The sequence below is a fragment of the Paraburkholderia unamae genome (assembly GCF_003268775.1).
GTDB lineage: Bacteria > Pseudomonadota > Gammaproteobacteria > Burkholderiales > Burkholderiaceae > Paraburkholderia > Paraburkholderia unamae.
Genome location: NZ_QLSU01000020.1, coordinates 130,092 through 152,729, shown reverse-complemented (window position 1 = coordinate 152,729; position 22,638 = coordinate 130,092). Strand labels below are relative to the sequence as shown.

At 67.0% G+C, this 22,638-nt stretch carries 22 protein-coding genes; 20 read left to right on the top strand and 2 right to left on the bottom strand.

What is annotated here, in order from left to right:
• Nucleotides 1–50: 50 nt before the first annotated feature.
• The 13 genes from C7401_RS28595 to C7401_RS28540 all read left to right on the top strand — a co-directional run bounded on the left by C7401_RS28595 (nt 51) and on the right by C7401_RS28540 (nt 13,642).
• On the top strand, nt 51–740 hold the full coding sequence (locus tag C7401_RS28595; protein WP_112174784.1) for an ABC transporter permease: 690 nt from the start codon (nt 51–53) through the stop codon (nt 738–740).
• Nucleotides 741–753: 13 nt separating this feature from the next.
• Nucleotides 754–1,467 carry an ABC transporter permease gene (locus C7401_RS28590; RefSeq protein WP_112174783.1) on the top strand — a complete coding sequence of 238 codons (714 nt, stop codon included), beginning with the start codon at nt 754–756 and terminating at the stop codon, nt 1,465–1,467.
• A 22-nt stretch (nt 1,468–1,489) separates the two neighbouring features.
• Nucleotides 1,490–2,281, top strand: coding sequence for an ABC transporter ATP-binding protein (locus C7401_RS28585; RefSeq protein ID WP_372460326.1), 792 nt, complete (start codon nt 1,490–1,492; stop codon nt 2,279–2,281).
• Between the two features lie 161 nt (nt 2,282–2,442).
• Entirely contained in the window at nt 2,443–3,414 is a 972-nt protein-coding gene (locus tag C7401_RS28580) for a GlxA family transcriptional regulator (protein ID WP_224038654.1), read from the top strand.
• Between the two features lie 6 nt (nt 3,415–3,420).
• Nucleotides 3,421–3,633 carry a hypothetical protein gene (locus tag C7401_RS44550; protein WP_133254607.1) on the top strand — a complete coding sequence of 71 codons (213 nt, stop codon included), beginning with the start codon at nt 3,421–3,423 and terminating at the stop codon, nt 3,631–3,633.
• Between the two features lie 29 nt (nt 3,634–3,662).
• Nucleotides 3,663–4,880, top strand: coding sequence for an aspartate aminotransferase family protein (locus C7401_RS28575; protein ID WP_112174780.1), 1,218 nt, complete (start codon nt 3,663–3,665; stop codon nt 4,878–4,880).
• 52 nt (nt 4,881–4,932) lie between these two features.
• A complete protein-coding gene (gene aruF / locus C7401_RS28570) occupies nt 4,933–6,012 on the top strand; it encodes an arginine/ornithine succinyltransferase subunit alpha (protein ID WP_112174779.1) in 1,080 nt (359 codons plus the stop codon).
• The gene (astA, locus tag C7401_RS28565; protein WP_112174778.1) at nt 6,009–7,043 is read left to right on the top strand and encodes an arginine N-succinyltransferase; all 1,035 of its coding nucleotides are present in this window, start codon (nt 6,009–6,011) and stop codon (nt 7,041–7,043) included. The genes aruF and astA overlap by 4 nt, the downstream gene beginning before the upstream one ends.
• Nucleotides 7,044–7,045: 2 nt before the next feature.
• The gene (gene astD, locus C7401_RS28560; RefSeq protein ID WP_112174777.1) at nt 7,046–8,509 is read left to right on the top strand and encodes a succinylglutamate-semialdehyde dehydrogenase; all 1,464 of its coding nucleotides are present in this window, start codon (nt 7,046–7,048) and stop codon (nt 8,507–8,509) included.
• Between the two features lie 9 nt (nt 8,510–8,518).
• Nucleotides 8,519–9,859 carry an N-succinylarginine dihydrolase gene (gene astB / locus C7401_RS28555; RefSeq protein ID WP_112174776.1) on the top strand — a complete coding sequence of 447 codons (1,341 nt, stop codon included), beginning with the start codon at nt 8,519–8,521 and terminating at the stop codon, nt 9,857–9,859.
• The gene (astE, locus tag C7401_RS28550; RefSeq protein WP_112174775.1) at nt 9,843–10,895 is read left to right on the top strand and encodes a succinylglutamate desuccinylase; all 1,053 of its coding nucleotides are present in this window, start codon (nt 9,843–9,845) and stop codon (nt 10,893–10,895) included. The genes astB and astE overlap by 17 nt, the downstream gene beginning before the upstream one ends.
• A gap of 248 nt (nt 10,896–11,143) precedes the next feature.
• The gene (locus C7401_RS28545; RefSeq protein WP_112174774.1) at nt 11,144–11,935 is read left to right on the top strand and encodes an ABC transporter substrate-binding protein; all 792 of its coding nucleotides are present in this window, start codon (nt 11,144–11,146) and stop codon (nt 11,933–11,935) included.
• A gap of 324 nt (nt 11,936–12,259) precedes the next feature.
• Nucleotides 12,260–13,642, top strand: a complete 1,383-nt coding sequence (locus C7401_RS28540; protein WP_373864465.1) for an EAL and HDOD domain-containing protein — start codon at nt 12,260–12,262, stop codon at nt 13,640–13,642.
• 86 nt (nt 13,643–13,728) lie between these two features.
• On the opposite strand, the gene C7401_RS28535 is transcribed toward C7401_RS28540, so the two are convergent.
• Both C7401_RS28535 and C7401_RS28530 read right to left on the bottom strand, forming a co-directional pair.
• Entirely contained in the window at nt 13,729–15,171 is a 1,443-nt protein-coding gene (locus C7401_RS28535) for an HDOD domain-containing protein (RefSeq protein ID WP_112174800.1), read from the bottom strand.
• A 48-nt stretch (nt 15,172–15,219) separates the two neighbouring features.
• On the bottom strand, nt 15,220–17,142 hold the full coding sequence (locus C7401_RS28530; RefSeq protein ID WP_112174773.1) for a putative bifunctional diguanylate cyclase/phosphodiesterase: 1,923 nt from the start codon (nt 17,140–17,142) through the stop codon (nt 15,220–15,222).
• Nucleotides 17,143–17,576: 434 nt separating this feature from the next.
• On the opposite strand from C7401_RS28530, the gene C7401_RS28525 reads away from it, so the two are divergent.
• From C7401_RS28525 to C7401_RS28495, 7 genes are all read left to right on the top strand, one after another.
• Nucleotides 17,577–18,941, top strand: coding sequence for an EAL and HDOD domain-containing protein (locus tag C7401_RS28525; protein WP_112174772.1), 1,365 nt, complete (start codon nt 17,577–17,579; stop codon nt 18,939–18,941).
• 129 nt (nt 18,942–19,070) lie between these two features.
• Nucleotides 19,071–19,634 carry a peroxiredoxin gene (locus tag C7401_RS28520; RefSeq protein WP_112174771.1) on the top strand — a complete coding sequence of 188 codons (564 nt, stop codon included), beginning with the start codon at nt 19,071–19,073 and terminating at the stop codon, nt 19,632–19,634.
• Between the two features lie 232 nt (nt 19,635–19,866).
• Nucleotides 19,867–20,334: a hypothetical protein gene (locus tag C7401_RS28515; protein WP_112174770.1), complete on the top strand. Its 468-nt coding sequence runs from the start codon at nt 19,867–19,869 to the stop codon at nt 20,332–20,334.
• A gap of 203 nt (nt 20,335–20,537) precedes the next feature.
• Nucleotides 20,538–21,080 (top strand): outer membrane protein assembly factor BamE domain-containing protein, encoded by a 543-nt coding sequence (gene bamE / locus C7401_RS28510; RefSeq protein WP_112174769.1) that lies wholly within the window; start codon nt 20,538–20,540, stop codon nt 21,078–21,080.
• 40 nt (nt 21,081–21,120) lie between these two features.
• Nucleotides 21,121–21,366, top strand: a complete 246-nt coding sequence (locus C7401_RS28505; protein WP_224038639.1) for a hypothetical protein — start codon at nt 21,121–21,123, stop codon at nt 21,364–21,366.
• A gap of 90 nt (nt 21,367–21,456) precedes the next feature.
• Nucleotides 21,457–21,936 (top strand): helix-turn-helix transcriptional regulator, encoded by a 480-nt coding sequence (locus C7401_RS28500; protein WP_112174798.1) that lies wholly within the window; start codon nt 21,457–21,459, stop codon nt 21,934–21,936.
• Nucleotides 21,933–22,604 carry a nucleotidyl transferase AbiEii/AbiGii toxin family protein gene (locus tag C7401_RS28495; protein WP_112174768.1) on the top strand — a complete coding sequence of 224 codons (672 nt, stop codon included), beginning with the start codon at nt 21,933–21,935 and terminating at the stop codon, nt 22,602–22,604. The genes C7401_RS28500 and C7401_RS28495 overlap by 4 nt, the downstream gene beginning before the upstream one ends.
• The last annotated feature ends 34 nt before the right edge of the window (nt 22,605–22,638 follow it).

The window sequence follows — 22,638 nt, the reverse complement described above, 5'->3', positions numbered from 1 at the left end:
GCAAGCGCCGCGCGAAGCCGCCGACAACACGACTTGACCCGGAGACGCGCGTGTTCCTCTACGGCTTTGGCCCGGTGCTTCTCGCCGGCACGATCCAGACCATCGAACTTTCGCTGCTCTCGCTAGGCGTGGCCGTCCTGCTCGGACTCGCGGGCGCAGCGGCGAAGCTCTCGTTCAACCGGCCGCTCGCGGCCGTGGCGACCGCCTATACGACGCTGATCCGCTCCGTGCCCGACCTCGTGCTGATGCTGCTGCTGTTCTACAGCATCCAGATCGGCGTGAACGAGGCCACCGACGCGCTCGGCATGGCGCAGATCGACATCGATCCGTTCGTGGCCGGCGTCATCACGCTCGGCTTCATCTACGGCGCGTACTTCACCGAAACCTTTCGCGGCGCGTTTCTCGCCGTGCCGCGCGGCCAGCTCGAAGCGGGCCACGCCTACGGCATGAGCGGGGCACGTGTGTTCGCCCGCATCCTGTTTCCGCAGATGATGCGTTTTGCGCTGCCCGGCATCGGCAACAACTGGCAGGTGCTCGTGAAGGCGACGGCGCTCGTGTCGATCATCGGTCTCGCCGATGTCGTGAAGGCCGCCCAGGACGCGGGCCGCAGCACCTTCAACCTGTTCTTCTTCCTCGTGATCGCGGCGCTCATCTACCTCGCGATCACCACCATCTCGAACTTCGCGCTCATCTGGCTCGAACGCCGCTATTCGGTGGGCGTGCGTCACGCGCAACTGTGAGGCCAAGGCCGCCATGAACGAAATCATCCAGCAATTCGGCCGCGCGTTCCTCTACTGGGACGGCGAGCATGTTTCGGGCCTCGCGATGACGCTGTGGCTGCTCGTGATCTCCGTCGCCTTCGGCTTCGTGTGCGCGGTGCCGCTGGCGGTAGCGCGCGTATCGAGCCGCCGCTGGGTCTCGCTGCCGGTGCGCTTTTACACCTATGTGTTTCGCGGCACGCCGCTCTACGTGCAGTTGCTGCTCATTTACACGGGCGTGTACAGTCTCGCGTTCATCCGCTCGGAGCCGCTGCTCGACGCGTTCTTTCGCAGCGGCCTGAACTGCGCGATTCTCGCGTTCGCGCTCAACACCTGCGCCTACACCACGGAGATTTTCGCGGGCGCGATTCGCGCCACCTCGCACGGCGAAGTGGAAGCCGCGCGCGCCTACGGCATGAGCCCGTTCACGATGTACTGGCGCGTGGTCCTGCCTTCGGCGCTGCGCCGCGCACTGCCGCTGTACAGTAACGAAGTGATCCTGATGCTGCACGCGACCACGGTGGCCTTCACCGCGACGGTGCCCGACATCCTCAAGGTCGCGCGCGACGCCAACTCGGCCACCTACCGCTCGTTCGAGTCGTTCGGCCTCGCGGCGCTGATCTACTGTGCGGTATCGTTCGTGCTGGTGGCTGCGTTCCGCCGCGCCGAAAAACGCTGGCTCGGCCATCTCGCCGTGCGCACCCGCTGATTCACCGGAAACATTGGAGACCATCTTGGCTCAGACGCAATCCTCAGACAGCAAGCTCGTCGCGCGCGACATCCACAAGCGCTACGGCGACAACGAGGTGCTCAAGGGCGTCTCGCTCGACGCGAAGAAGGGCGACGTGATCAGCATCATCGGCGCGAGCGGCTCGGGCAAGAGCACCTTCCTGCGCTGCATCAATTTTCTCGAGAAGCCGAACGCGGGCGAGATCGTCGTGGACGGCGAGACCGTGCGCACGAAGGCGGGCCGCAACGGCGACCTCGACGTGGCCGACCACAAGCAGCTTCAGCGCATTCGCACGAAGCTCGCCATGGTGTTCCAGCACTTCAATCTCTGGTCGCACATGAATGTGCTGGAGAACGTGATGGAAGCGCCCGTGCACGTGCTCGGCGTGCCGCGCAAGGAAGCCGAGGAACGCGCGCGCCAGTATCTGGAGAAAGTGGGCCTGGCACCCCGTGTGGAGAAGCAGTATCCCTCGCATCTCTCGGGCGGCCAGCAGCAGCGCGTGGCGATTGCGCGCGCGCTCGCCATGCACCCCGACGTCATGCTGTTCGACGAGCCGACTTCGGCGCTCGACCCCGAACTCGTGGGCGAAGTGCTCAAGGTGATGCAAAAGCTCGCCGAGGAAGGCCGCACGATGATCGTCGTCACGCACGAGATGGGCTTCGCGCGCAACGTGTCGAATCACGTGATGTTCCTGCATCAGGGGCGCACGGAGGAAGAGGGCGCGCCCACCGACGTGCTTGGCGCGCCGAAGAGCGAGCGCCTGCGCCAGTTCCTCTCGGGCAGCCTCAAGTAAGCGGCGCCCCGCGCGCTTTCGGTTTATCGCTCTCGATGGTTCGTTCCTCCGTTTCCCTTTCCGCTTCCGCTCCCGCCGCCACTGCGGCGCTCGGGCAGGCGCCTGCGTCCCGCGCCGGCCGCACGACCCAGGTGGCGATCGTCGCGCTGCCGCCCGTTTCGATGTCGGGCGTGGGCCCGATCGTCGACGCGCTCAATCTCGCCAACGAGATCGACGGCCGCGCGCTGTACCGCTGGCAGATGTGCTCGTGGAACGGCCGCCCCGTGCCGCTCGCGGGCGGCGCGCAATGGCCCGCCGACTGCGCGTTCGGCGACGCGGTGTCGGCCGACTGGCTCATCGTCGTGACCGAGCGCTACCAGCAGTTCGCGGACTACCGGCTCTTTCTCGCGAGCCTCGCGCGCGTGGGGCAGCGCACGCCGCTCGTCACGGGCATTCACCACGGCATCTGGTGGCTCGCGATGGCGGGGCAGTTGCAGGGCTACCGCGTGGCCGTGAACTGGGAGACGTACCAGCAGTTCTCCGAGCAGTTCGAGCGCACCATCGTCACGCAGCACATCTACGAAATCGACCGCGACCGCGCGACCTGCGCGGGCGGCCAGGCCACGCTCGATTTCATGCTCGCGATGATCGGGCGCGATCACGGGCCCGAGCTTGCCGAGCGCATCGCCGACGCGCTTGGCGCGAGCACATTGCGCAGCGGCGACGAGCGCCAGCGCATCCCGTATGTGACCGCGCCGGGCGAGCGCCATCCGCGCATGAACGACGCGCTGATGCTCATGGAAGCGAATATCGAAGACCCGCTCACCACCGACGAGATCGCGAATCTCGTGGGCGTGTCGCGGCGTCAGCTCGAGCGGCTCTTTCGCCAGTATCTCGGCGCGATGCCGTCGAAGTATTACCTGGGCCTGCGCCTCGCCAAGGCGCGCTCGCAGTTGCAGCGCACCAGCAAGTCGGTGGTGCAGATCAGCCTCGCGTGCGGGTTTTCGTCGGCGGCGCATTTTTCGAACGCGTACCGCGAGCGCTTCGGCGTGACGCCGCGCGAGGATCGCCGCAACTGGATCGAGCGCCAGCACGGCGGGGCGGCCACCGAGCCGCGCGCGGGCGCGCTCGTCGAGCGGCCGGAAGTGGAGTGAGCGCGCGTGGCGGGCGGTGAGCGACGGATCGCAGCATGCCGCACGCCCGCTTTTGATGTTTCGCTACGTTTCGCACGAAAAAACGCGTCGCGCCTGCGCAAGACGATTATTCCGGGCTTGCCTACACTGGCTGTTATCGCCACGAATCGCCGCGAAGGCTTTCGCCCGAAAGCGGACTCGGGCCCGCGCGGCACCGACCCTGAATTCGATACGCACTGAGCTACGCATTTAGCCAAAGAGGAATCGCCATGAACGACCAGACTGTGAGCCGCAAGACCTTCGACGAAGTAATGGTGCCGTGTTTCTCGCCCGCGCCGTTCGTGCCGGATCGCGGCGTCGGCTCGCGCGTGTGGGACACCGAGGGCCGCGATTACATCGACTTTGCGTGCGGCATCGCCGTGACCTCGCTCGGCCACGCGAACCCCGAGTTGCTGCACGTGCTGCACGAGCAGGGCGGCAAGCTCTGGCACATCGGCAACGGCTACACCAACGAGCCGGTGCTGCGCCTCGCGAGCAAGCTCGAAGCGCTCACCTTTGCCGATCGCGCGTTCTTCGCGAACTCGGGCGCCGAGGCCAACGAAGCGGCGCTCAAGCTCGCACGCCGCGTGGCGTTCGAGCGCCACGGCGCTGACAAGTTCGAAATCATCTCGTTTGCGCAGTCGTTCCACGGCCGTACGTTCTTTACCGTGAGCGTGGGCGGCCAGCCCAAGTACTCCGAAGGCTTCGGCCCGGTGCCGGGCGGCATCACGCATCTGCCGTACAACGACATCGAGGCGGCGAAGCGCGCGATCGGCGCGCAGACCTGCGCCGTGATCGTCGAGCCGGTGCAGGGCGAGGGCGGCGTGATTCCCGCCGATCCCGCGTTCCTGCGCGCCCTGCGCGAAGCCTGCGACGCGCACGGCGCGCTGCTGATTTTCGACGAGGTGCAAACCGGCGTGGGCCGCACGGGCCACTTCTACGCGTACGAAGATACGGGCGTCACGCCCGACATCCTCACCACGGCCAAGGCGCTCGGCAACGGCTTCCCGATCGGCGCGATGCTCACCACCGAGCCGATCGCCGCGCACTTCAAGGTGGGCGTGCACGGTACGACCTACGGCGGCAATCCGCTGGGCGCGGCGATCGCGGCCAAGGTGGTCGAACTCGTGAGCGATCCGGCGCTGCTGGCGGGCGTGCGTGCGCGCGGCGAAGCGATTCGCGCCAGGCTCGCGAAGCTCAACGAGCGCTTCGACCTGTTCAAGGAAGTGCGCGGCAAGGGCCTCCTGATCGGCGCGGAACTCAATGCGCGCTTCGCGGGCCGCGCGAAGGATTTCAACGCGGCGGCCGCGAACCGCGGCGTGATGATGCTGATCGCCGGGCCGGACGTACTGCGTTTCGCGCCCTCGCTCATCATTCCGGAAGCCGATTTGAACGAGGGCTTCGCGCGCCTCGAGCAGGCTTTCGAAGACGTCATCGGCACGCGCTGAAATTCGCGCGTTTTCGCTCAACCGCAACCCCAGCGCACTCACAGGACCGACGATGCTATTCGTTCGCCCCGCCAGACTGGCCGATCTCGACGCGATCGCCCAGATGGCGCGCACCGCGCAGCCGGTGCTGCATTCGCTGCCGCACGACCGGGCGGCGCTCGAAGCGCGTATCGCGCTTTCCGAGGATTCGTTTCGGGCGGAGGTGGACTTCCCCGGTGAGGAGTTCTACCTGTTCGTGCTCGAAGATTCCGCCACCGGGCGGCTCGTGGGCACGTCGAGCATCGTGGCCGCGGCCGGTTACGCGGAGCCGTTCTACGCGTTTCGCAACGACGCGTTGATCCACGCCTCGCGCGAGCTGCACGTGAACCGCAAGATCCACGCGCTCACGATGTCGCACGAACTCACGGGCAAGAGCCGCCTCGCGGGCTTTTATATCGAGCCTGCGCTGCGCGGCGAGGCGGCCGCGCACCTGATGTCGCGCGCACGCATGATGTATGTCGCGATGAACCGCCGGCGCTTCACGCCCGAGGTGTTTTCGCTGCTGCTCGGCGTGACCGACGACGCGGGCGCGTCGCCGTTCTGGGAAGCGGTGGGGCGCAAGTTCTTCGGACGCGATTTCAAGGACATCGAACTGGCCTCGGGCGGGCGCAGCCGCACCTTCATCGCCGAGGTGATGCCCGCTTACCCGCTCTATGTGCCGCTCTTGCCGGAACCCGCGCAGCGCGTGCTCGGCGAGCCGGACCCGAGCGCCTTGCTCGCCTACGAGATTCATCTGGAAGAGGGCTTCGAGCCGGACCGCTACGTCGATATCTTCGACGCGGGCCCGGTGCTGACCGCACAAGTGGACCGCACGGCTTCGGTGGCCGGCAACGAGACGCGCACGGTGCGTGAAGTTGCGCTCGCAACGAATGCGCAAGGCGCGGCGTATCTGGTCGCAAGCCAGCGCGCGGGCGAATTCCGCTGCGTGCTTGCCACCCTGCCCGAAAGCGAGAAGGGCGCCGGGATCATCGCGCCGCTCGACGCCGCCGCGCGCGCCGCGCTCGGCGTGCAGGACGGCGAACCGGTGCGCTGCGCGCCGCTCTATCGCGCCACCCCGCAAACGGAAAATGCTTACATGGGAGACGCACAATGATCGTGGTACGCGTCGTGCAAACGGGCGACGTGGACGCGCTCGTCGCGCTCGCTCAGGAAACGGGCCCCGGCCTCACCACCTTCAAGCCGGACCGCGAGGCGCTCAAGGCGCGCATCGAGCGCACGCGGCGCACGCTGGCGGGCGAGGCCGCGCCGCGCGAAGCCGGTTACTTCTTCGTGATGGAAGACAGCGCGACGGGCGACGTGGCCGGCGTGTGCGGCATCGAAACGGCGGTGGGACTGGAGCAGCCGTTCTACAACTACCGCGTGAGCACGGTGGTGCACGCGAGCCAGGAGCTGGGCATCTGGACGCGCATGCGCGCGCTCAACATCTCGCACGATCTCACGGGCTATGCCGAGGTCTGCTCGCTCTTTCTCTCGCCGCGTTACCGTACGGGCGGCATGGGCAGCCTGCTTTCGCGCTCGCGCTTCATGTTCATCGCGCAGTTTCGCGAGCGCTTTCCCGAACGCCTGTGCGCGGAACTGCGCGGCCATTTCGATTCGGAGGGCACGTCGCCGTTCTGGCGCGCCGTCGGTTCGCACTTCTATCAGATCGATTTCAACGCCGCCGACTATCTCAGTTCGCACGGTCGCAAGTCGTTTCTCGCGGAATTGATGCCGCGCTACCCGGTGTACGTCGAACTGCTGCCCGAGGAGGCGCAGGCCTGTGTGGGTCTCACGCATGCCGACACGATTCCCGCGCGCCGCATGCTCGAAGCCGAGGGGCTGCGCTACGAGAATCACGTCGATATCTTCGACGCGGGTCCGGTGCTCGAATGCCATGTCGGCGACCTGCGCACGGTGCGCGACAGCGTGCTGGTGCCGGTCGAGATCGGCGCGGCGCAAGCAGAGGCGGGCGTGAGCTCGCTCGTCTCGAACACGTCGCTCGGCGATTTTCGCGTGGGCTTCGCGCCGGGCGTCGTGCACGACGGCGTGCTCACGCTGAGCGCCCAGGAGGCGGCGTCGCTCAACGTCGCGGCGGGCGAACTGGTGCGCGTGCTCGGCCCCGCCCCGAAGCAACACAAAGGATGACCATGAACGAGCTTTACATCGATGGGCAATGGGGCGCGGCTTCGGGCCACGCGTTCGCCTCGCGCAATCCCGGCACCGGCAAGACGGTGTGGAGCGGCCATGCCGCAAGCGAAAGCGATGTCGATCGCGCGGTCAACGCCGCGCGCCGCGCATTCGCCGAATGGTCGCAAACGCCGCTCGAAACGCGCTGCGAAATCGTCAAGCGCTTCGCCGCGCTCGTCACCGAAAAGAAGGAAATGCTCGCCCAGGCTATCGGCCGCGAGACGGGCAAGCCGCTCTGGGAAGCGCGCACCGAAGCGGCTTCGATGGCCGCGAAGGTCGCCATCTCGATCACGGCATACGGCGAGCGCACCGGCGAAAAGCGTGCGCCGATGGCCGATGGCGAGGCGGTGCTGCGCCATCGCCCGCATGGCGTCGTCGCCGTGTTCGGGCCGTATAACTTTCCGGGCCATTTGCCCAACGGCCATATCGTGCCCGCGCTGATCGCGGGCAATGCCGTGGTGTTCAAGCCATCCGAGCTTGCGCCTGACGTTGCGCGCGCAACGGTCGAGTTATGGCACGAAGCGGGCTTGCCCGCGGGCGTGCTGAACCTCGTGCAGGGCGAGCGCGACACGGGTGTCGCGCTCGCCAATCACCGGCAGATCGACGGCCTCTTCTTCACGGGCAGCTCCGACACGGGCACGCTGCTGCACCGCCAGTTCGGCGGGCGGCCCGAGATCGTGCTGGCACTGGAAATGGGCGGCAACAATCCGCTCGTGGTCGCGCAGGTCGAGGACATCGACGCGGCCGTGCATCACGCGATCCAGTCGGCGTTTCTCTCGGCGGGACAGCGCTGCACCTGCGCGCGCCGCATGCTGGTGCCCTCGGACGCATTCGGCGAGCGCTTTCTCGCGCGCTTCGTCGAAGTGAGTTCGCGCATCACGGTGGGCGAGTACGACGCCGAGCCGCAACCGTTCATGGGCGCCGTGATTTCGGCGCGCGCGGCGGCCAAGCTCGTGGCCGCGCAGGCGCAGTTGCAAGCGCGCGGCGCACGCACCTTGCTGCCGATGGCGCAACGCGATGCGGCGCTCGGTTTCGTGACTCCCGCAATCCTCGACGTGACCGGTGTGGCCGATCTGCCGGATGAGGAGCACTTTGGGCCGCTCGTGCAGATCACCCGCTACGCGGGCTTCGACGACGCCATCGCGCAGGCCAACAACACGGCCTTCGGCCTCTCGGCGGGTCTGCTTGCCGACGACGAAGCGCTGTGGCAACGCTTCACGCGCGAGATTCGCGCGGGCGTGGTGAACTGGAACCGGCCGACCAACGGCGCGTCGAGCGGTGCGCCGTTCGGCGGCTCGGGGCGTTCGGGCAATCACCGGCCGAGTGCGTATTACGCAGCCGATTACTGCGCCTACCCGATGGCCTCGGTGGAAAGCGCGCAATTGCAGATGCCCGCGAGCCTTTCGCCGGGCCTCCACTTCTAAGGAACGACGATGCAAACCCTTGAAGCCAACTTCGACGGACTCGTCGGCCCCACGCATAACTACGCCGGGCTGTCGTTCGGCAACGTCGCCTCGCAAAGCAACGAGAAGTCCGTGGCCAACCCGCGCGCCGCCGCGCAGCAGGGCCTGCGCAAGATGAAGCGGCTCGCCGATCTCGGCTTTGCGCAGGGCGTGCTGCCGCCCCAGGAGCGCCCGTCCATTCGCTTGCTGCGCGAACTGGGTTTCGGCGGTAAGGATGCCGAAGCGATTGCGCGCGCCGCGAAAGAGGCGCCCGAACTGCTCGCCGCGGCAAGCTCGGCTTCGGCCATGTGGACCGCGAACGCGGCCACGGTGAGCCCCTCGGCCGACACGCCGAACCGGCGCGTGCATTTCACGCCCGCGAACCTTTGTAGCAAGCTGCATCGCGCGATCGAGCACGAGGCCACGCGCCGCACGCTCGGCACGGTGTTCGCGGACCCGGCGCACTTCATGGTGCACGATGCGCTGCCCGGCACGCCCGCGCTCGGCGACGAGGGCGCGGCGAACCACACGCGTTTTTGCGCGCAGTACGGCGAGCGCGGCGTGGAGTTCTTCGTCTACGGGCGCAGCGAATATCGCCGCGGGCCGGAGCCGAAGCGCTACCCCGCGCGGCAGACTTTCGAGGCGAGCCGCGCGATTGCGCAGCGCCACGGCCTGAGCGACGCAGGCACGGTGTTCGCGCAGCAGAACCCCGATGTGATCGACGCGGGCGTGTTCCACAACGACGTGATCGCAGTGGGCAACCGCAGCACGCTGTTCTGTCACGAGCGCGCGTTCGTCGAGCAGAAGGCGGTGTACGACGAACTGCGCACGAAGCTCGCGGCCCACGACGCGCCGTTTCATGTGATCGAAGTGCCCGAGGCGCGCGTGAGCGTGGCGGACGCGGTCTCGTCGTATCTGTTCAACAGCCAGTTGCTGAGCCGCGCCGACGGCACGCAGATTCTCGTCGTGCCGCAGGAGTGCCGCGAGAATCCGCACGTGGCGATCTATCTCGACGAACTGGTGGCGAGCAGCGGGCCCATCGACGAGGTGCTCGTGTTCGACCTGCGTGAGAGCATGAAGAACGGCGGCGGCCCCGCGTGCCTGCGCTTGCGTGTCGCGCTCACCGACGAGGAGCGCGCCGCGACGGCGCCGGGCGTGTGGATGAACGACGCGCTCTTCACGCGCCTCGACGGCTGGATCGAACGGCACTATCGCGACCGGCTCGCGCCGCAGGATCTCACCGATCCGGCGCTGCTCGTCGAGTCGCGCACGGCGCTCGACGAGCTGACGCAGATTCTCGGGCTCGGATCGCTCTATGACTTCCAGCGCTGATACGCCCGTCACGCCGCTTGCGGATTTTCTCGGCTACACGCTCGCGGGCGAGCGCCCCGCGACGCCCGGCGAGGCGCGCGGCGAATGCGCGGGCGGCGTGCGCTGGCAGTGGCATGACGAGGGCGTGCTCGAACTCGAACCGGCGCATGAAGACGCTGCGACGCGCAGCGTGCTGCTCTCGGCGGGCGTGCACGGCGACGAGACCGCGCCGATCGAATTGCTCTCGCAACTCGTGGCCGACCTCGCGGCGGGCCGCGCGCCGCTCGCTTGCCGGGTGCTCGTGGTGCTCGGCAACGCGGGCGCGATGCGCGCGGGCGAGCGCTATCTCGACGACGATCTCAATCGCCTGTTCGGCGGCCGCCATGCCCGCGTGCCGCAAAGCCGCGAAGCGCCGCGCGCCGTCGCGCTCGAAGCGATGGTGGAGCGCTTTTTCGCGCGCGCCGGGCAGGCGCCGCTGGCACGCTGGCATCTCGACATGCATACGGCGATTCGCGCGTCCGCGTTCGAGCAGTTCGCGCTGCTGCCGCATACAGGCGAGCAGCCCTCGCGTGCCATGCTCGAATGGCTCGCCGACGCACGCATCGCGGCCGTGCTGATTCACACGGAGAAGGGCCCCACCTTGTCGTCGTTTACGGCCGAAACGTGCGGCGCGCTTGCCTGCACGCTCGAACTGGGCAAGGTGCGGCCTTTCGGCGAGAACGACCTCGCGCGCTTCGCGAGCGCGGATGCCGCCGTGCGCCGCCTCGTGGCGGGCGAGACGCCTTCGCTCGATACCGCGCCCATGCCGCGCGTCTTCACGGTGATCGGCCAGATCACAAAGCAAAGCGATGCGCTCAAGCTCCACGTTGCCGCCGATGTGCCCAACTTCACGCCCTTCGCGCGCGGCGAGGTGCTGGCCGAGGACGGCGCGTACCGCTATGTCGTGGAGCACGACGAGGAGCGCATCGTGTTTCCGAATCCGAGCGTGAAGCCCGGTTTGCGCGCGGGCCTGCTCGTCGTCGACACCACCCGGGAGACGCTCGCCGCACTCGCCTGAGCGCGCGCTTGCGCATCCACGACACCCAATTGCATGTTCAGCGCCCCGCGCCGGCCGCAGGCTACGCGCGGAGGCTCGCGTGCGCGCGCGGTACAATGCCGCCCGCGCGCTTGTTGCGGCGCACCAAACCGGGTGCCTGCGATTGAGCCGTGATTTTGGCGCAGCGATCCTGTGCCGGCGCCCGCAGCCCGTCGATTTGCCTGACCGGTCCCTGCCGGCGCCACTTATCTGACTGGAACGAGACACTGATGAAGATGAACTGGAACAAGCTGGCAACGCTCGCATTCTGCGCAGCCGCCATGACGGCCGGCGCCGCACACGCAGCCGATATCAAGGAAGTCCGCTTCGGCCTGGAGGCGTCGTACGCGCCGTTCGAATCGAAGACGCCCGCGGGTGAGCTGCAAGGCTTCGATATCGACGTGGGTAACGCCGTTTGCGCGAAGCTCAAGGCGAAGTGCGTGTGGGTGGAGAACTCGTTCGACGGCCTGATTCCGGCGCTCCAGGCGCGCAAGTTCAATGCGATCAACTCGGACATGTCGATCACGGACCAGCGCCGCCAGGCCATCGACTTCACCGACCCGATCTACGCGATTCCGAACCAGATGATCGCGAAGAAGGGCAGCCCGCTGCTGCCCACGCCCGAGTCGCTCAAGGGCAAGCACGTGGGCGTGCTCCAGGGCACGATCCAGGAAACCTACGCGAAGGCGAAGTGGGCGCCCGCGGGCGTCGACGTCGTGCCGTACCAGACCCAGGACCAGATCTACGCGGACCTCGTTGCGGGCCGCCTCGACGCCTCGTTCCAGGACGCCGAAGCCGCTTCGAAGGGCTTCCTGAACAAGCCGCAGGGCGCGGGCTTCGCGTTCGCGGGCCCGCAGGTCGTGGACGCCAAACTGCTCGGCGAAGGCGTGGGCTACGGCCTGCGCAAGAACGACGCGGCGCTCAAGGCCGCGCTCAACGGTGCGCTCAAGGATCTCAAGGCCGACGGCACGCTCGATCGCATCGCCGCGAAGTACTTCGACGTGAAGGTCGTGCTCAAGTAATCGCGCGGCCCGTATTACCCTAAGCGCGATGGCCGGCCGGCCGGATGATGTCCGGCCGGTCGGTCTTGTTTTGAGCCATTTGCTTCGGATTCCATATCAAGTATCGAGCCGGTCGTGCCGCGCGACCTGTGTAAGCCGGACGGAAGCTCGAAAAACCCGCGAAAAATCCGCTGAATCGACGCGATCTTCATTTCAGAGTCTTACCGGCCAGGATAAAATCGACCGCAGAACGAGCCGCGGCCGGCGTTTGCGCAAACGGTTGCGGCATGCCAAGAGACAAGGACCAGGGCGTCGCCACGAACGCGACGCCGCGCGGGGGATCCCATGAGCTTGAACGCCGCAGATCGGCTGCAAATGTCAGGAGTCGCGGGCGACGCGTCGCCGGAACAGGCCGGCCCGCCCATCGATGTGTACTTCGCCCGCCTGCCCATGCTGGACCGGGAAGGCTTGCTCTGTGCGTTCGAGACGCTGCCGCGCCTCATCGACAGGCGCGAGGCCGCCGATATCGAACGCGAGGCCGAAGCCGCCGCGAAAGATGTCGCCGCCGGCATGCCGCCCAAACCCTCCGTCACCGGCTCGGCGCTGATCGGCGCGTTCAGCGCGCCCGCCTTGCGCGCCGCGCTGGCGGGGCATCCCGCGTGGCTCGACATGACGCGCGATGCGCTCTTTGACGACGCCTTGCAGCGCGTGAGCGCCGAGCGCGTGATGCTCGAACTGCCGGTGGATATCGGCGCGGACCCGGAACTCATCGCGCGGCTCATTGCGCTGCACCGGCGCCGCTACCGCTTCGCGCTCGACCACGTGTCGAAGGCGGACGAGTCGTTTGCGAAGCTGCTGCCGTATGTGGACGCCATCAAGATCGACATCCGCGAGATCGCGCCCGCGCTGCTGCCCAAATTCGCCAGCGTGATGAAGTCGGCGGGCAAGCTGCTCGTCGCCATGGGCGTCGAGACGCAGGAAGACTATCAGCGCGCGCACGACCTCGGTTTCGACCGTTTCCAGGGCTATTACTTCGCGAAGCCGCACGGCGGCGCGCGGCGCTCCAGCGCGCCGCGCCAGGCGCTTTTGAATCTGCTTCATCTGCTTGCCGCCGAACCCACTGTCGCGCAGCTCGAAGCGGAGCTCAAACTCAATCCCGTGCTCGTGATGCATCTCATGCGCCTTGCCAACTCGGGCAGCATGAACATCGGGCGCAAGGTGACGACGCTGCGCGAGGCGATCAACGCCACCGGCACCAACGCCATCGCGCGCTGGACGCAACTGCTGCTCTACGCGGACGGCCGCAAGATCGCCGCCGAGGACGATCCGCTGCTGCAACTCGTGGCCACGCGCGCGCGCTTCATGGAAGTCGCCGTGACGCAACTGGCCAAGGCGCATCTCGAAGAGGAAGACGCGGCGTTCCTCGTGGGCGTGTTCTCGTTTGTCGAGGCGGTGTTCGGCGGCTCGCTCGAAGGCACGCTCGAAGTGCTCACGCTCGCGCGGCCGATCCGCACGGCCATCGTGAAGCGTGAGGGCGTGCTCGGGCGTTTGCTGGATCTGTCCGAGGCGCTAGAACGCGCGGACTGGGCGCGCGTGGATGCACTGTGTCAGGAGCTTGCGCCGCTCGACGCGGCCACGGTCGCGGCGCTCTCGCTGGCGGCTGCGGAATGGGCGGGCACGTCCGGGCGCAATGCCGAGGACGAAGGGCTGGAGCGCATCGAGGACTGAGCCGGAACCGAAGGGCAGGGTGGCGCGACGGTGCGCCACCGGTCTGCTCAGACGGGCTGATCAGGTGCCCTAAGCAGCTAGCCTGATCAGACGGTCTGCGGAGTGTGCGCGAAAAAGCGCGAGAGCTGCTGGGCGAGGTCGTTCAGCGCGCTCATCTCTTTCTGCGAGATGCGGCGCGGCTCCTGGCTCACGAGCCAGTCTCCATACATGAGCGCCACGGGCGATTCACCGGCCGCGCCCACGGGCAGCAGCACGAATGCGCGCGCGTCTTCGAAGCTCTCGCGATACCAGGCCGGCAGACGCGCGAGCATTTTCGCGTCGCGCGCGTTCTCGATGAAAATGCCCACCTTGTTCGCAATCGCGAGATGGAACACGTCGGGCTGGAACGCGGCGGAGAACGAGAGCTTGGGCAACACTTCGCCCATATGCGGACCGAAGCCGTGTTGCGCTTCGAACATGTTCGCGCCGCGCCGCACGAACACCACGGAGCGCGCGAAGCCCAGACCCGCGAGCACGGTTTCGGTGGCGAGCGTGAGCGCGGTGCCGAGCGCGCTTTCAAGCGGCAGCGCGCGCAAGTCCTCGACGCCCGCCGCGATGCGCGCCTCGGGGTCGAGCGCCTCGCGCGCGATGGCGTCGGCGTTGGCGCGCAACTCGACGATTTCGCGCATCACGCCGTCTTCGGCTTCCTCGCGCGCAAGCGCAAGGCTCATTTGCACGAGCACGTCGGCGTCGATCGAGAGCGCGCGGCCGTAGTGTTGCGCAAGCTCGGCGATATGCGTTTCGCGCATTTCGTCGGAGAGGCCCGTCGTGGTCAGCACGCGCGCCACTTCGGTCGAATAGTTGGTGGTGGCGCGCAGCCACTGCACCTGGCGCGATTCGTTGTCGGCGGGGTCGTACTGGCCCATGCCCGCGCGAATCGTGTCGGGCAGGCGCCAGCGCGAGGCGGCCTCCATGCCCAGTTCCTCGAAGGTCACGCCGAGCACGTCGAGGCAGGCCTCGTCGTCGCTCGCGCCTTCTTCGATCTCGCGGCGAATCTGGTCCCACTCGGGTTCGAGATAGAACACCACGAGCAGCTTGCCTACCTGGCGCATGAGCGTGCAGACCACGGCCTCTTCGCCCGCGCGCAGGTCGCCGTTTTCGGTGAGCTTGCGCGCGACGCAGCCCGAGAGCATCGTGCGGTTCAGTTCGAGCTTGGCGTCGATACGGCGCGGCGCGCTGTGATGGAAGTGATCGACGATCTTCAGGCCGACGACGAGGTGGCCCACGGCGTCCATGCCGAGCACCATCAGCGCGCGCGTGACGGTGGTGATGTTGCCGCCGAACGCCATGTACATGGCCGAATTCGCGAGCCGCAGCACTTTCTGCGTGAGCGCGAAATCCGAGAGCACGACCTTCACGAGCGCGCTGAAATCGTAGTCGTCGTTCGTCATCGCCGCGACCGTGGTGCGCAGCGATTGCGACAGCATGGGGAAGTCGCCGCGTTCATTCATGCGGGCCCATAAGCGGTCGAGCAGGACGGCCTTTACCATCTGAACCATGTCAATTTCGCGAAAGCCCTGCTGTTTGCGGTGCCGGCATCATTGCACCTCGTGCACATGCAATGCGCCCGAAACGAAGCGCTGCTGCAATTCTTCCGAAGGCAGCGCCTTGCAGACGAGCCATCCCTGGATATGCTCGCAACCCATGTTCGTGAGCAGCTCGCGCTGCGCTTCCGTTTCCACACCCTCGGCCACCAGTTCGAGATCGAGCGTGCGGGCGAGCCCGACCACTGCGTTCACGATCGCCTGATCGTTGCGCGAGGTGATGAGGTTTTCGACGAAGCTGCGGTCGATCTTCAGCTTCGAGAGCGGGAAGCGTTGCAGGTAAGCGAGGCTCGAATAACCTGTGCCGAAGTCGTCCACCGCGAAGCGGATGCCGAGCGACGTGAGCTCCTCGAGCAGCGTCTTCGCATGCTGCGGGTCGTGCATCAGCAGGCTCTCGGTGATCTCGAACACGAGGCGGCGCGGATCGACTCCGGTGAGCTCGATAGCTTCCTCGACGCTTTCCCTGAAGCGCGGATTGCGGAACTGCTGGGGCGAGACATTGACCGCGACGTACTGTAGCGCGATGCCTTGCTCGTCCCATTGGGTCAGTTGCATGCAGGCAGCCTTCAGAACCCAGTTGCCGAGATAATTAATCAGGCCGACGGATTCCGCAAGGGGAATAAATGTCGAGGGCGGCACGAGCCCGTGCAATGGATGTTGCCAGCGGATCAGCGCTTCCACGCCGACCACGCCGCGCGACGCGCTGCTCGTGATGGGCTGGAAGTGCAGCGAGAACTCGCCGTTGCGCACGCCGTCGTAAAGGTCCGATTCGAGCTTCAGGCGCAGCGCGTCGGTCGGATCGTCGTCGGGCACGTGTAACGTTAGCGTGTTGCCGCCAATGGCTTTGGCCTGCTGGAGCGCCTGATCCGCCCGGCGGATGAGCGGCGTGGTCTCGGCGTTCGCCGCGCCGTTTGCGCTTTCCGGGGCGGCGCCCGGCTGCTGGTCCGGATGAAACGCAATGCCGATGCTCGCCGAGAGATGCACCGGCTGGTTGCGAAACGAGTACGGTTGCAGGATCGACGTGAGCAGGCGCCGGCCCAGCGCCTCGGCGGCGGCGCGCACTTCGTCGGGCGCGGCGTGCCGTTGCGGCGTGATGAGGATCGCGAACTCGTCGCTGCCGATGCGCGCGATCATCTCGCCTTGCAGCGCGAGATGCGAGAGGCGGCGCGCGGTCTCGCGCAGCAGCTCGTCGCCCGCGTCGTAACCCAGTGCGCGGTTCACGCGCTGGTAGTCGTCGAGGTCGAGCAGCAGCAGCGCCACCGGCACGCCGAAATGATCGGCGTCGGCCTGGGCGCGCTGGAGCGCGGGGGCGAGCGCGGTCTGGTTGGGCAGGCCCGTGAGCGGGTCGTGATGAAGCGCGTGCGTGAGCGCCGCCTCGGTGCCTTGCCAGGCGGCGACGTCGAAGCCCGCCACCGCGAAGCCCGCCGTCTCGCCGTATTGCGCGCGCTGCACGCGCAGCTCGACGGCGAGCGGGTAGGTCAGCGCCTTGACGAGATCGATGGTGTCTTTCTCCACGGCGCCGCTGTGCGCGGCGCGCGCGAACAGCGCCGAGAGGCGTTCGTGATGCTCGGGCGCGACGATGTCGGCAAGCGTTGCGCCGAGCAGGAACTCGCGGTGGTAACCGGCAAAGCGCAGGCTCGCGTCGGAGACGTAGAGAAAGTGCAGGTGGGCGTCCACGTGCGCGAGGAAGTCCACCGCGGCTGCGGTGTTCTCGAACGAGAGCGAGACGGCGTCCGCGTAGTCGGGTTCGGCGGCGGCAAGCGAGGCGGGCACGAGCGGCGCGGCGCCCATGTCGTGCCGCGGCGCGGACAGGGGCGGGTCGCCGGCTTCGCCTTTGAGCCCGGCAAGTGCGCATAGCCGGTCCACGACCGTGCGCAACCAGCCCTGGCGGGGCGCGGTGATCCTGTTCGCTTCCATGTCTGTCGCTGGCAACCCTGTGTTTGTCCCGGGCGTGCCTGCTGCGCTCCCTCGCGTCGCTGAACGCGCGGGGCGCGGCGGCCGGATTTTACGTCCGGCTGAAGCCGCCCATCAGAGCAAGTTATCGACCGTAAGCCGAAAATCTTTAGCGGCCGAGGCGAAAAAACAACCGGCGCAGAAACGTGACGGCAGGCACTGCGGCGGCGTCCGGATTCGGTTAAAGTGGCGCCGGTCGAGACGCCGTTCGCCATGCGCATTGGGTCTGCGCGCGTGAAGCGCCGTCTTGCCGGCCGCAGGGGCGGCCAGGCTGCATCGCAGGCCATTACAAACACGAGTTATTCGCCATGTCCGATTCATCGTCAGCGTTCGGCGCGCCGGCAAGCGAGGCCGCACCAGGCGATGGGGGCAAGGGCACGCCTGGTTCCGCGCCAACTATGTCGTCAGCTTCACAGCCCGACCCGCAGCACGGGTCATCATCCGCTTTGCCGCCTGGTCCGCAGCCCGGTTCACAGCCTGGTTCACAGCCCAAGGCGTCGGGGGCGAGCCCTGGCGCTGCGCAGCCGTTCGTCTATCTCGGCCGGCAGCCCATTCTCGATCGCAACGGCGCGCTGAACGCCTACGAGCTGCTGTTTCGCGGCGGCGTGCAGAACCGCGCGGACGTCGACGATGACGCACTCGCCACGGCCCAGGTGATGACGCGCACCATCGGCCAGCTCGGCGTGCCCGCCGTGCTCGGGCGTCACTATGGCTACGTCAACATCAGCCGCGAGCTGCTGTTCGACGACATCGTGCATCTGCTGCCGCCGGGCCGCTTCGTGCTGGAGGTGCTCGAACACGTGCACTTCGACGCCGCCGTGCTGGAGCGTCTCGCGCAGTTGCGCCGCGCCGGCTACCGCATCGCGTTCGACGACGTGTGCGAGGTCACGGAGAACCTGCTGCGCGCGTTGCCTTACGCGGACATCGTCAAGGTCGATCTGATGCAGACCGAGCGCGCCGCGCTGCCCGCGCTCGTCGCGACGCTCGCCACCTACGGCAAGACGCTGATCGCCGAGAAGGTCGAGACGGCCGAGGACTTCGAGCTGGCATCGTCGCTTGGCTTCGAGTTGTTCCAGGGGTATTTCTTCGCGCGCCCGCAGGTGTTGCGCGCGCCGCAAGTGCGCGCTTCGCGACTGGCGCTCGTGCGCCTGCTCGCACTCGTCGCCAACGACGTGGGCACGGCGGAGCTTGAGCGCGAGCTGCGCAGCCACCCGGCCGTCGTCGTGCAACTTTTGCGTCTGGTCAATTCCAGCGCCTATGCGCCGGGTCGGCCCATCTCTTCGCTGCGCGAAGCGGTGCTCGCGGCGGGCACGCGCCAGATCGCGCGCTGGGCGCAACTGCTGCTCTATGCGAGCGGGCGCGACCTGCCGTGGGGCTCGGACCCGCTCGTGCAGCTTGCCGGCACGCGCTCGCACTTCATGGAGCTTGCCGCGCGCAGCCTGAAGCCCCAGGACCCCGACTTCGCCGATGCCGCGTTCATGACCGGCATCTTCTCGCTCGTGCACGTGCTGGTGGGATCGACCCCCGCCAACACGCTCGATCGCCTGGGCCTGGCGCGCGAGATCGTGGAGGCCGTGGACGGCTATCGCGGCGAACTGGGCACGCTGCTGCACATCGCGATGGCGGCCGAGCGCGGCGACCACGACGGCGCGCAGCACTACGCGAGCGAGGCGGGCGGCATCTTCGCCGCGCTCACGCCGCCGTTGCTCGCCGAGCTGAACCTGTGGGCCGGCGCGTGGTTCACTGCCTACGCGGAAGGCTGAAAGGCGCTTGTAAAGCATTCCGGGCGCTGCTCTGCGGGCGCGGGCAGAGTGTGGTCCAATACGGGCATCGCCGGACGCGCGGCCACGATGCTCGCGCCGGCGTGGTGATTCAACTCCAGGACATCCGATATGAAACCGAGGTTCATTGCGGCGGGGGCCGCGGCGCTCGTGTGCGCCGGTCTCGCGCTCTTCAGCCTGTCCGCGCAGGCAACGCTCAAACCGGGCGATCCGGCGCCCGACTTCACGACCCAGGCCTCGCTTGGCGGCAAGACCTATAGCTATTCACTCGCCTCCGAGCTGAAGAAGGGGCCGGTGGTGGTGTACTTCTATCCGGCGGCGTTCACGAAAGGCTGCACGATCGAAGCGCACGAATTCGCCGAGGCCGTGGATGAATACAAGAAGTACGGCGCGACCGTGATCGGCGTGTCGCACGACAACATCGACACGCTCACGAAGTTCTCGGTGAGCGAGTGCCGCAGCAAGTTCCCCGTGGCGGCCGACCAGGACTCGAAGATCATCAAGTCGTACGACGCCTCGATGCCGATGCACGAATCGATGGCCAATCGCGTTTCGTATGTGATCGCGCCCGACGGCAAGGTCATCTATGAATACACGAGCCTGTCACCCGACCAGCACGTCGAGAACACGCTGCGCGCCGTGAAGGAATGGGCCGCGCAGCATCCGCAGCAATAAGCGTCGCGAACGCGCATCACGAGCGTCATGAAGGCCAGGTCCGCCGCTTGCGCGAGCCTGGCCGCGGTCCGCTTCGGTTCAGCTTCGATTCCGTTTCGATTCCGCGTCAAATCCGCCTCGCTCCCGCTCCCGCTCCGGCTCCCGCGTTTCGTCCTGGCGTGCCCCGGCTGGCCTGCCGACCCCTCGCCCTTCGTCACTGCTTTCGTCACTTGCCCCCGCACGGAATAGCCGCATGCCGATTCTCGTCGTCCTTTTTGCGTTCGCAGCGCTCGTCTATGGCGCGTACTGGTCCTTTAACGCCATCGCCGCGCAGTTCGGCCGGGGCGTCGCCGTGGGCGCGGCCGTGCTGGCCGCGGCGCTGTTCGTCGCGCTCGTGGCCTGGTGGTGGCGCCGCCGCCGCGATATCGCGCCCAACCTGCGCGGCGAAGGCGAGTGGACGCACCGTGTGGCGGGGGCGTGGGGCGAGGCCCGGCTCGCGGCGGGCAAACGCTTGTGCGAAGTGACGCAGGGCGGCGCGCGCGGCGCGTACATCTTCGCGGACCTGCGAGGCGCACAACCGGGGCGCGATGCCGACGGCTGGCACGTCGCGTTGCGCGTGGCTGACCCGAAGCGCCCGCTCTGGCAGTTGCCGATGCAAAACGAGCGCGAGGCGAAGCGCTGGGCGCGCATTTTCACGCTGGCGATCGCACAGAATCTGTGACGGTCGTGGCGGGCGCCGGGGCGGCATCAAACGACCGGTGTTTGCGCGAGCACAACCCTTGCGCAGGCCAATTGGCCGAACCGGTGGCGTGTGCCCAGGAACGCAGCGGGCGCGGCCCTGTCAGATGGCATACTCCTTCGCCATTCGCCGTCGCGCATGCCAATTGCGCACGCCAACCGCACGTTTCACTTCTGTATTTATTCATGTCACGAAAACTTTGCCTCGCACTCGTGCTCGCCGCTGCGAGCGCCGCCCTGCTTGGCGCCTGCGACCAGCAAAAGGTCGCTGACGCGGTCAATGCGATCAAGCCCGACTCGATGGCCTTCGGCGGCCTGCGCATCGGCGTTTCGACCGTCGAGGACGTGCGCCGCCAGGCGGGCAAGCCCGAGATGGTGTGGGAGGACGACGACGGCTCGCAACGCCTCGAATACCCGCGCGGCCCGAACGGCCTCACCACGTGGATGCTCGACTTCGACGCGGACGGCAAGCTCGTCGCGATGACGCAGGCGCTGACCGCGCAGAACATCGCGCAGGTCGCGCCGGGCATGACGCAGGAAGAAGTGAGACGCCTGCTCGGCAAGCCGGCGACGGTGGCAAACTATGCGCTGAGCCACGAGGAAGTCTGGAGCTGGCATTGGGCCGAAGGCGGCGTGGCCGGCGACGGCATGTTCAACGCCCATTTTTCACCGGACGGGCTCGTGATCAGGACGTCGCGTTCGGACGCGCCGGGCCACGAGCAGCATTGAGGCCGGCGCGCCCGGGGTGCGAGTCGCGAGGAGGGAACCGATGATGAAACGTATTGCGTTGCTGTGGAACGTGGTGAAGGGCGATGCGCGCGTGCTGTGGCACGCGCTGCGCCAGCCGGAGCGCCCGGTGTGGCTCGTGCCCGCCACGGCGCTGGTCGCGCTCTATGCGCTCGACCCGTTCAATATCGCGATGCCGCTGGCGGGCGTGGTGGACGACGGGATCATCGTGCCGCTGCTGTTGCACGTGATGGTGCGGTGTTTGCCCGCGCATATGCGGCGGGCGTGAGATCGCCATGACGCCGCTGCCGGGCTGACTAGCTTGATGTAAAATATACTTTACATTCAAGGGCCGCCAGGCGGCGCGGTGGAGATCCTCATGCAACTCTACGAAATTGGCCAGGCTATTGCACAGCGGCGCGCCGAGCTCGATCTCACGCAGGCGCAACTGGCGAAGCTCGCCGGCCTGTCACGCGTCACGATCAATCAGCTCGAGGCCGGTAAGGTCAAGGACCTGGGCGCCAACAAGCTCATTGGCTTGCTGGGCGTGCTGGGTCTCGAACTGGCGGCCACGCCGCGGCCGGAGCAAAGAGGGCTCTACAAGGCGACGGTGAGTGCGAACGTCAGCTACAAAGGGCATCTCACGGAGCGAGCGCTTGCCAGGGCGCTTGCGACCGGCAGGATTCCTGAGGGTTGTGAGTCGCAGATCTCCACGATCCTCGACGAAGTGCCCGTGCCCGTTGTCGTCAAGGCGGTGGAGGAAGTGTCGAGAAGCTCGGGCACGCCACCCAGAACGATCTGGAAGAATCTCGCGGCCTGGTCAAAGGATCTGCACCTGTACCGGGAAGTCTGGGTATGAGCGCGCCTTCGCCGTTGCCCGGCGGCGAGTGGCGGAGTCTTTTCCGGCATGCGCTTACGCTGATCGATGAGATCCGTGTACACGGCACGGCCACGCCGTTCTGGACCTTTGGCGGCGGCACTGTGCTCATGTTGCGTTACGGCCACCGCATGAGCCGGGACATCGATATCTTCGTTCCGAATCCGCAGTACCTCGGCTACGTCAATCCGCGCATCAGCGAGGCGGCGTCCGACATCACGAACGACTACGAGGAACACGCCGGATTTGTGAAGCTGCTCCTACCCGAAGGCGAAATCGACTTCGTCGTGTCGCAGAATTTGACCGAACCAGGCTACGACGAGTGGCTGCTGATGGGCGAGACGGTAAGGGTCGAGACCGCAGCGGAGATCGTCGCCAAGAAGATGTGGCACCGAGGCGATCGCCCGGCGGCGCGCGACCTGTTCGATTTGAGCCTCGTGATAGAAAAGGACCCGGACGGGTTGATCGCAGCGGGAGCGTACCTCGTCCGGCATCGAGACGCGTTTCTGCGACTTCTGGTTGAGCGTCGAGCGTATCTTGCGGCGAGGTTCAACGATATCCAGACGCTTGGCTATACCCCGTCATTCGACCACTGTGCGGCCCTGGCGCGGGAATTTCTGACCGCGATAAGCGCAAAAAAAAGCGGCTGAAGCCACGCTTCAGCCGCATTCGGAGCACGCTCAC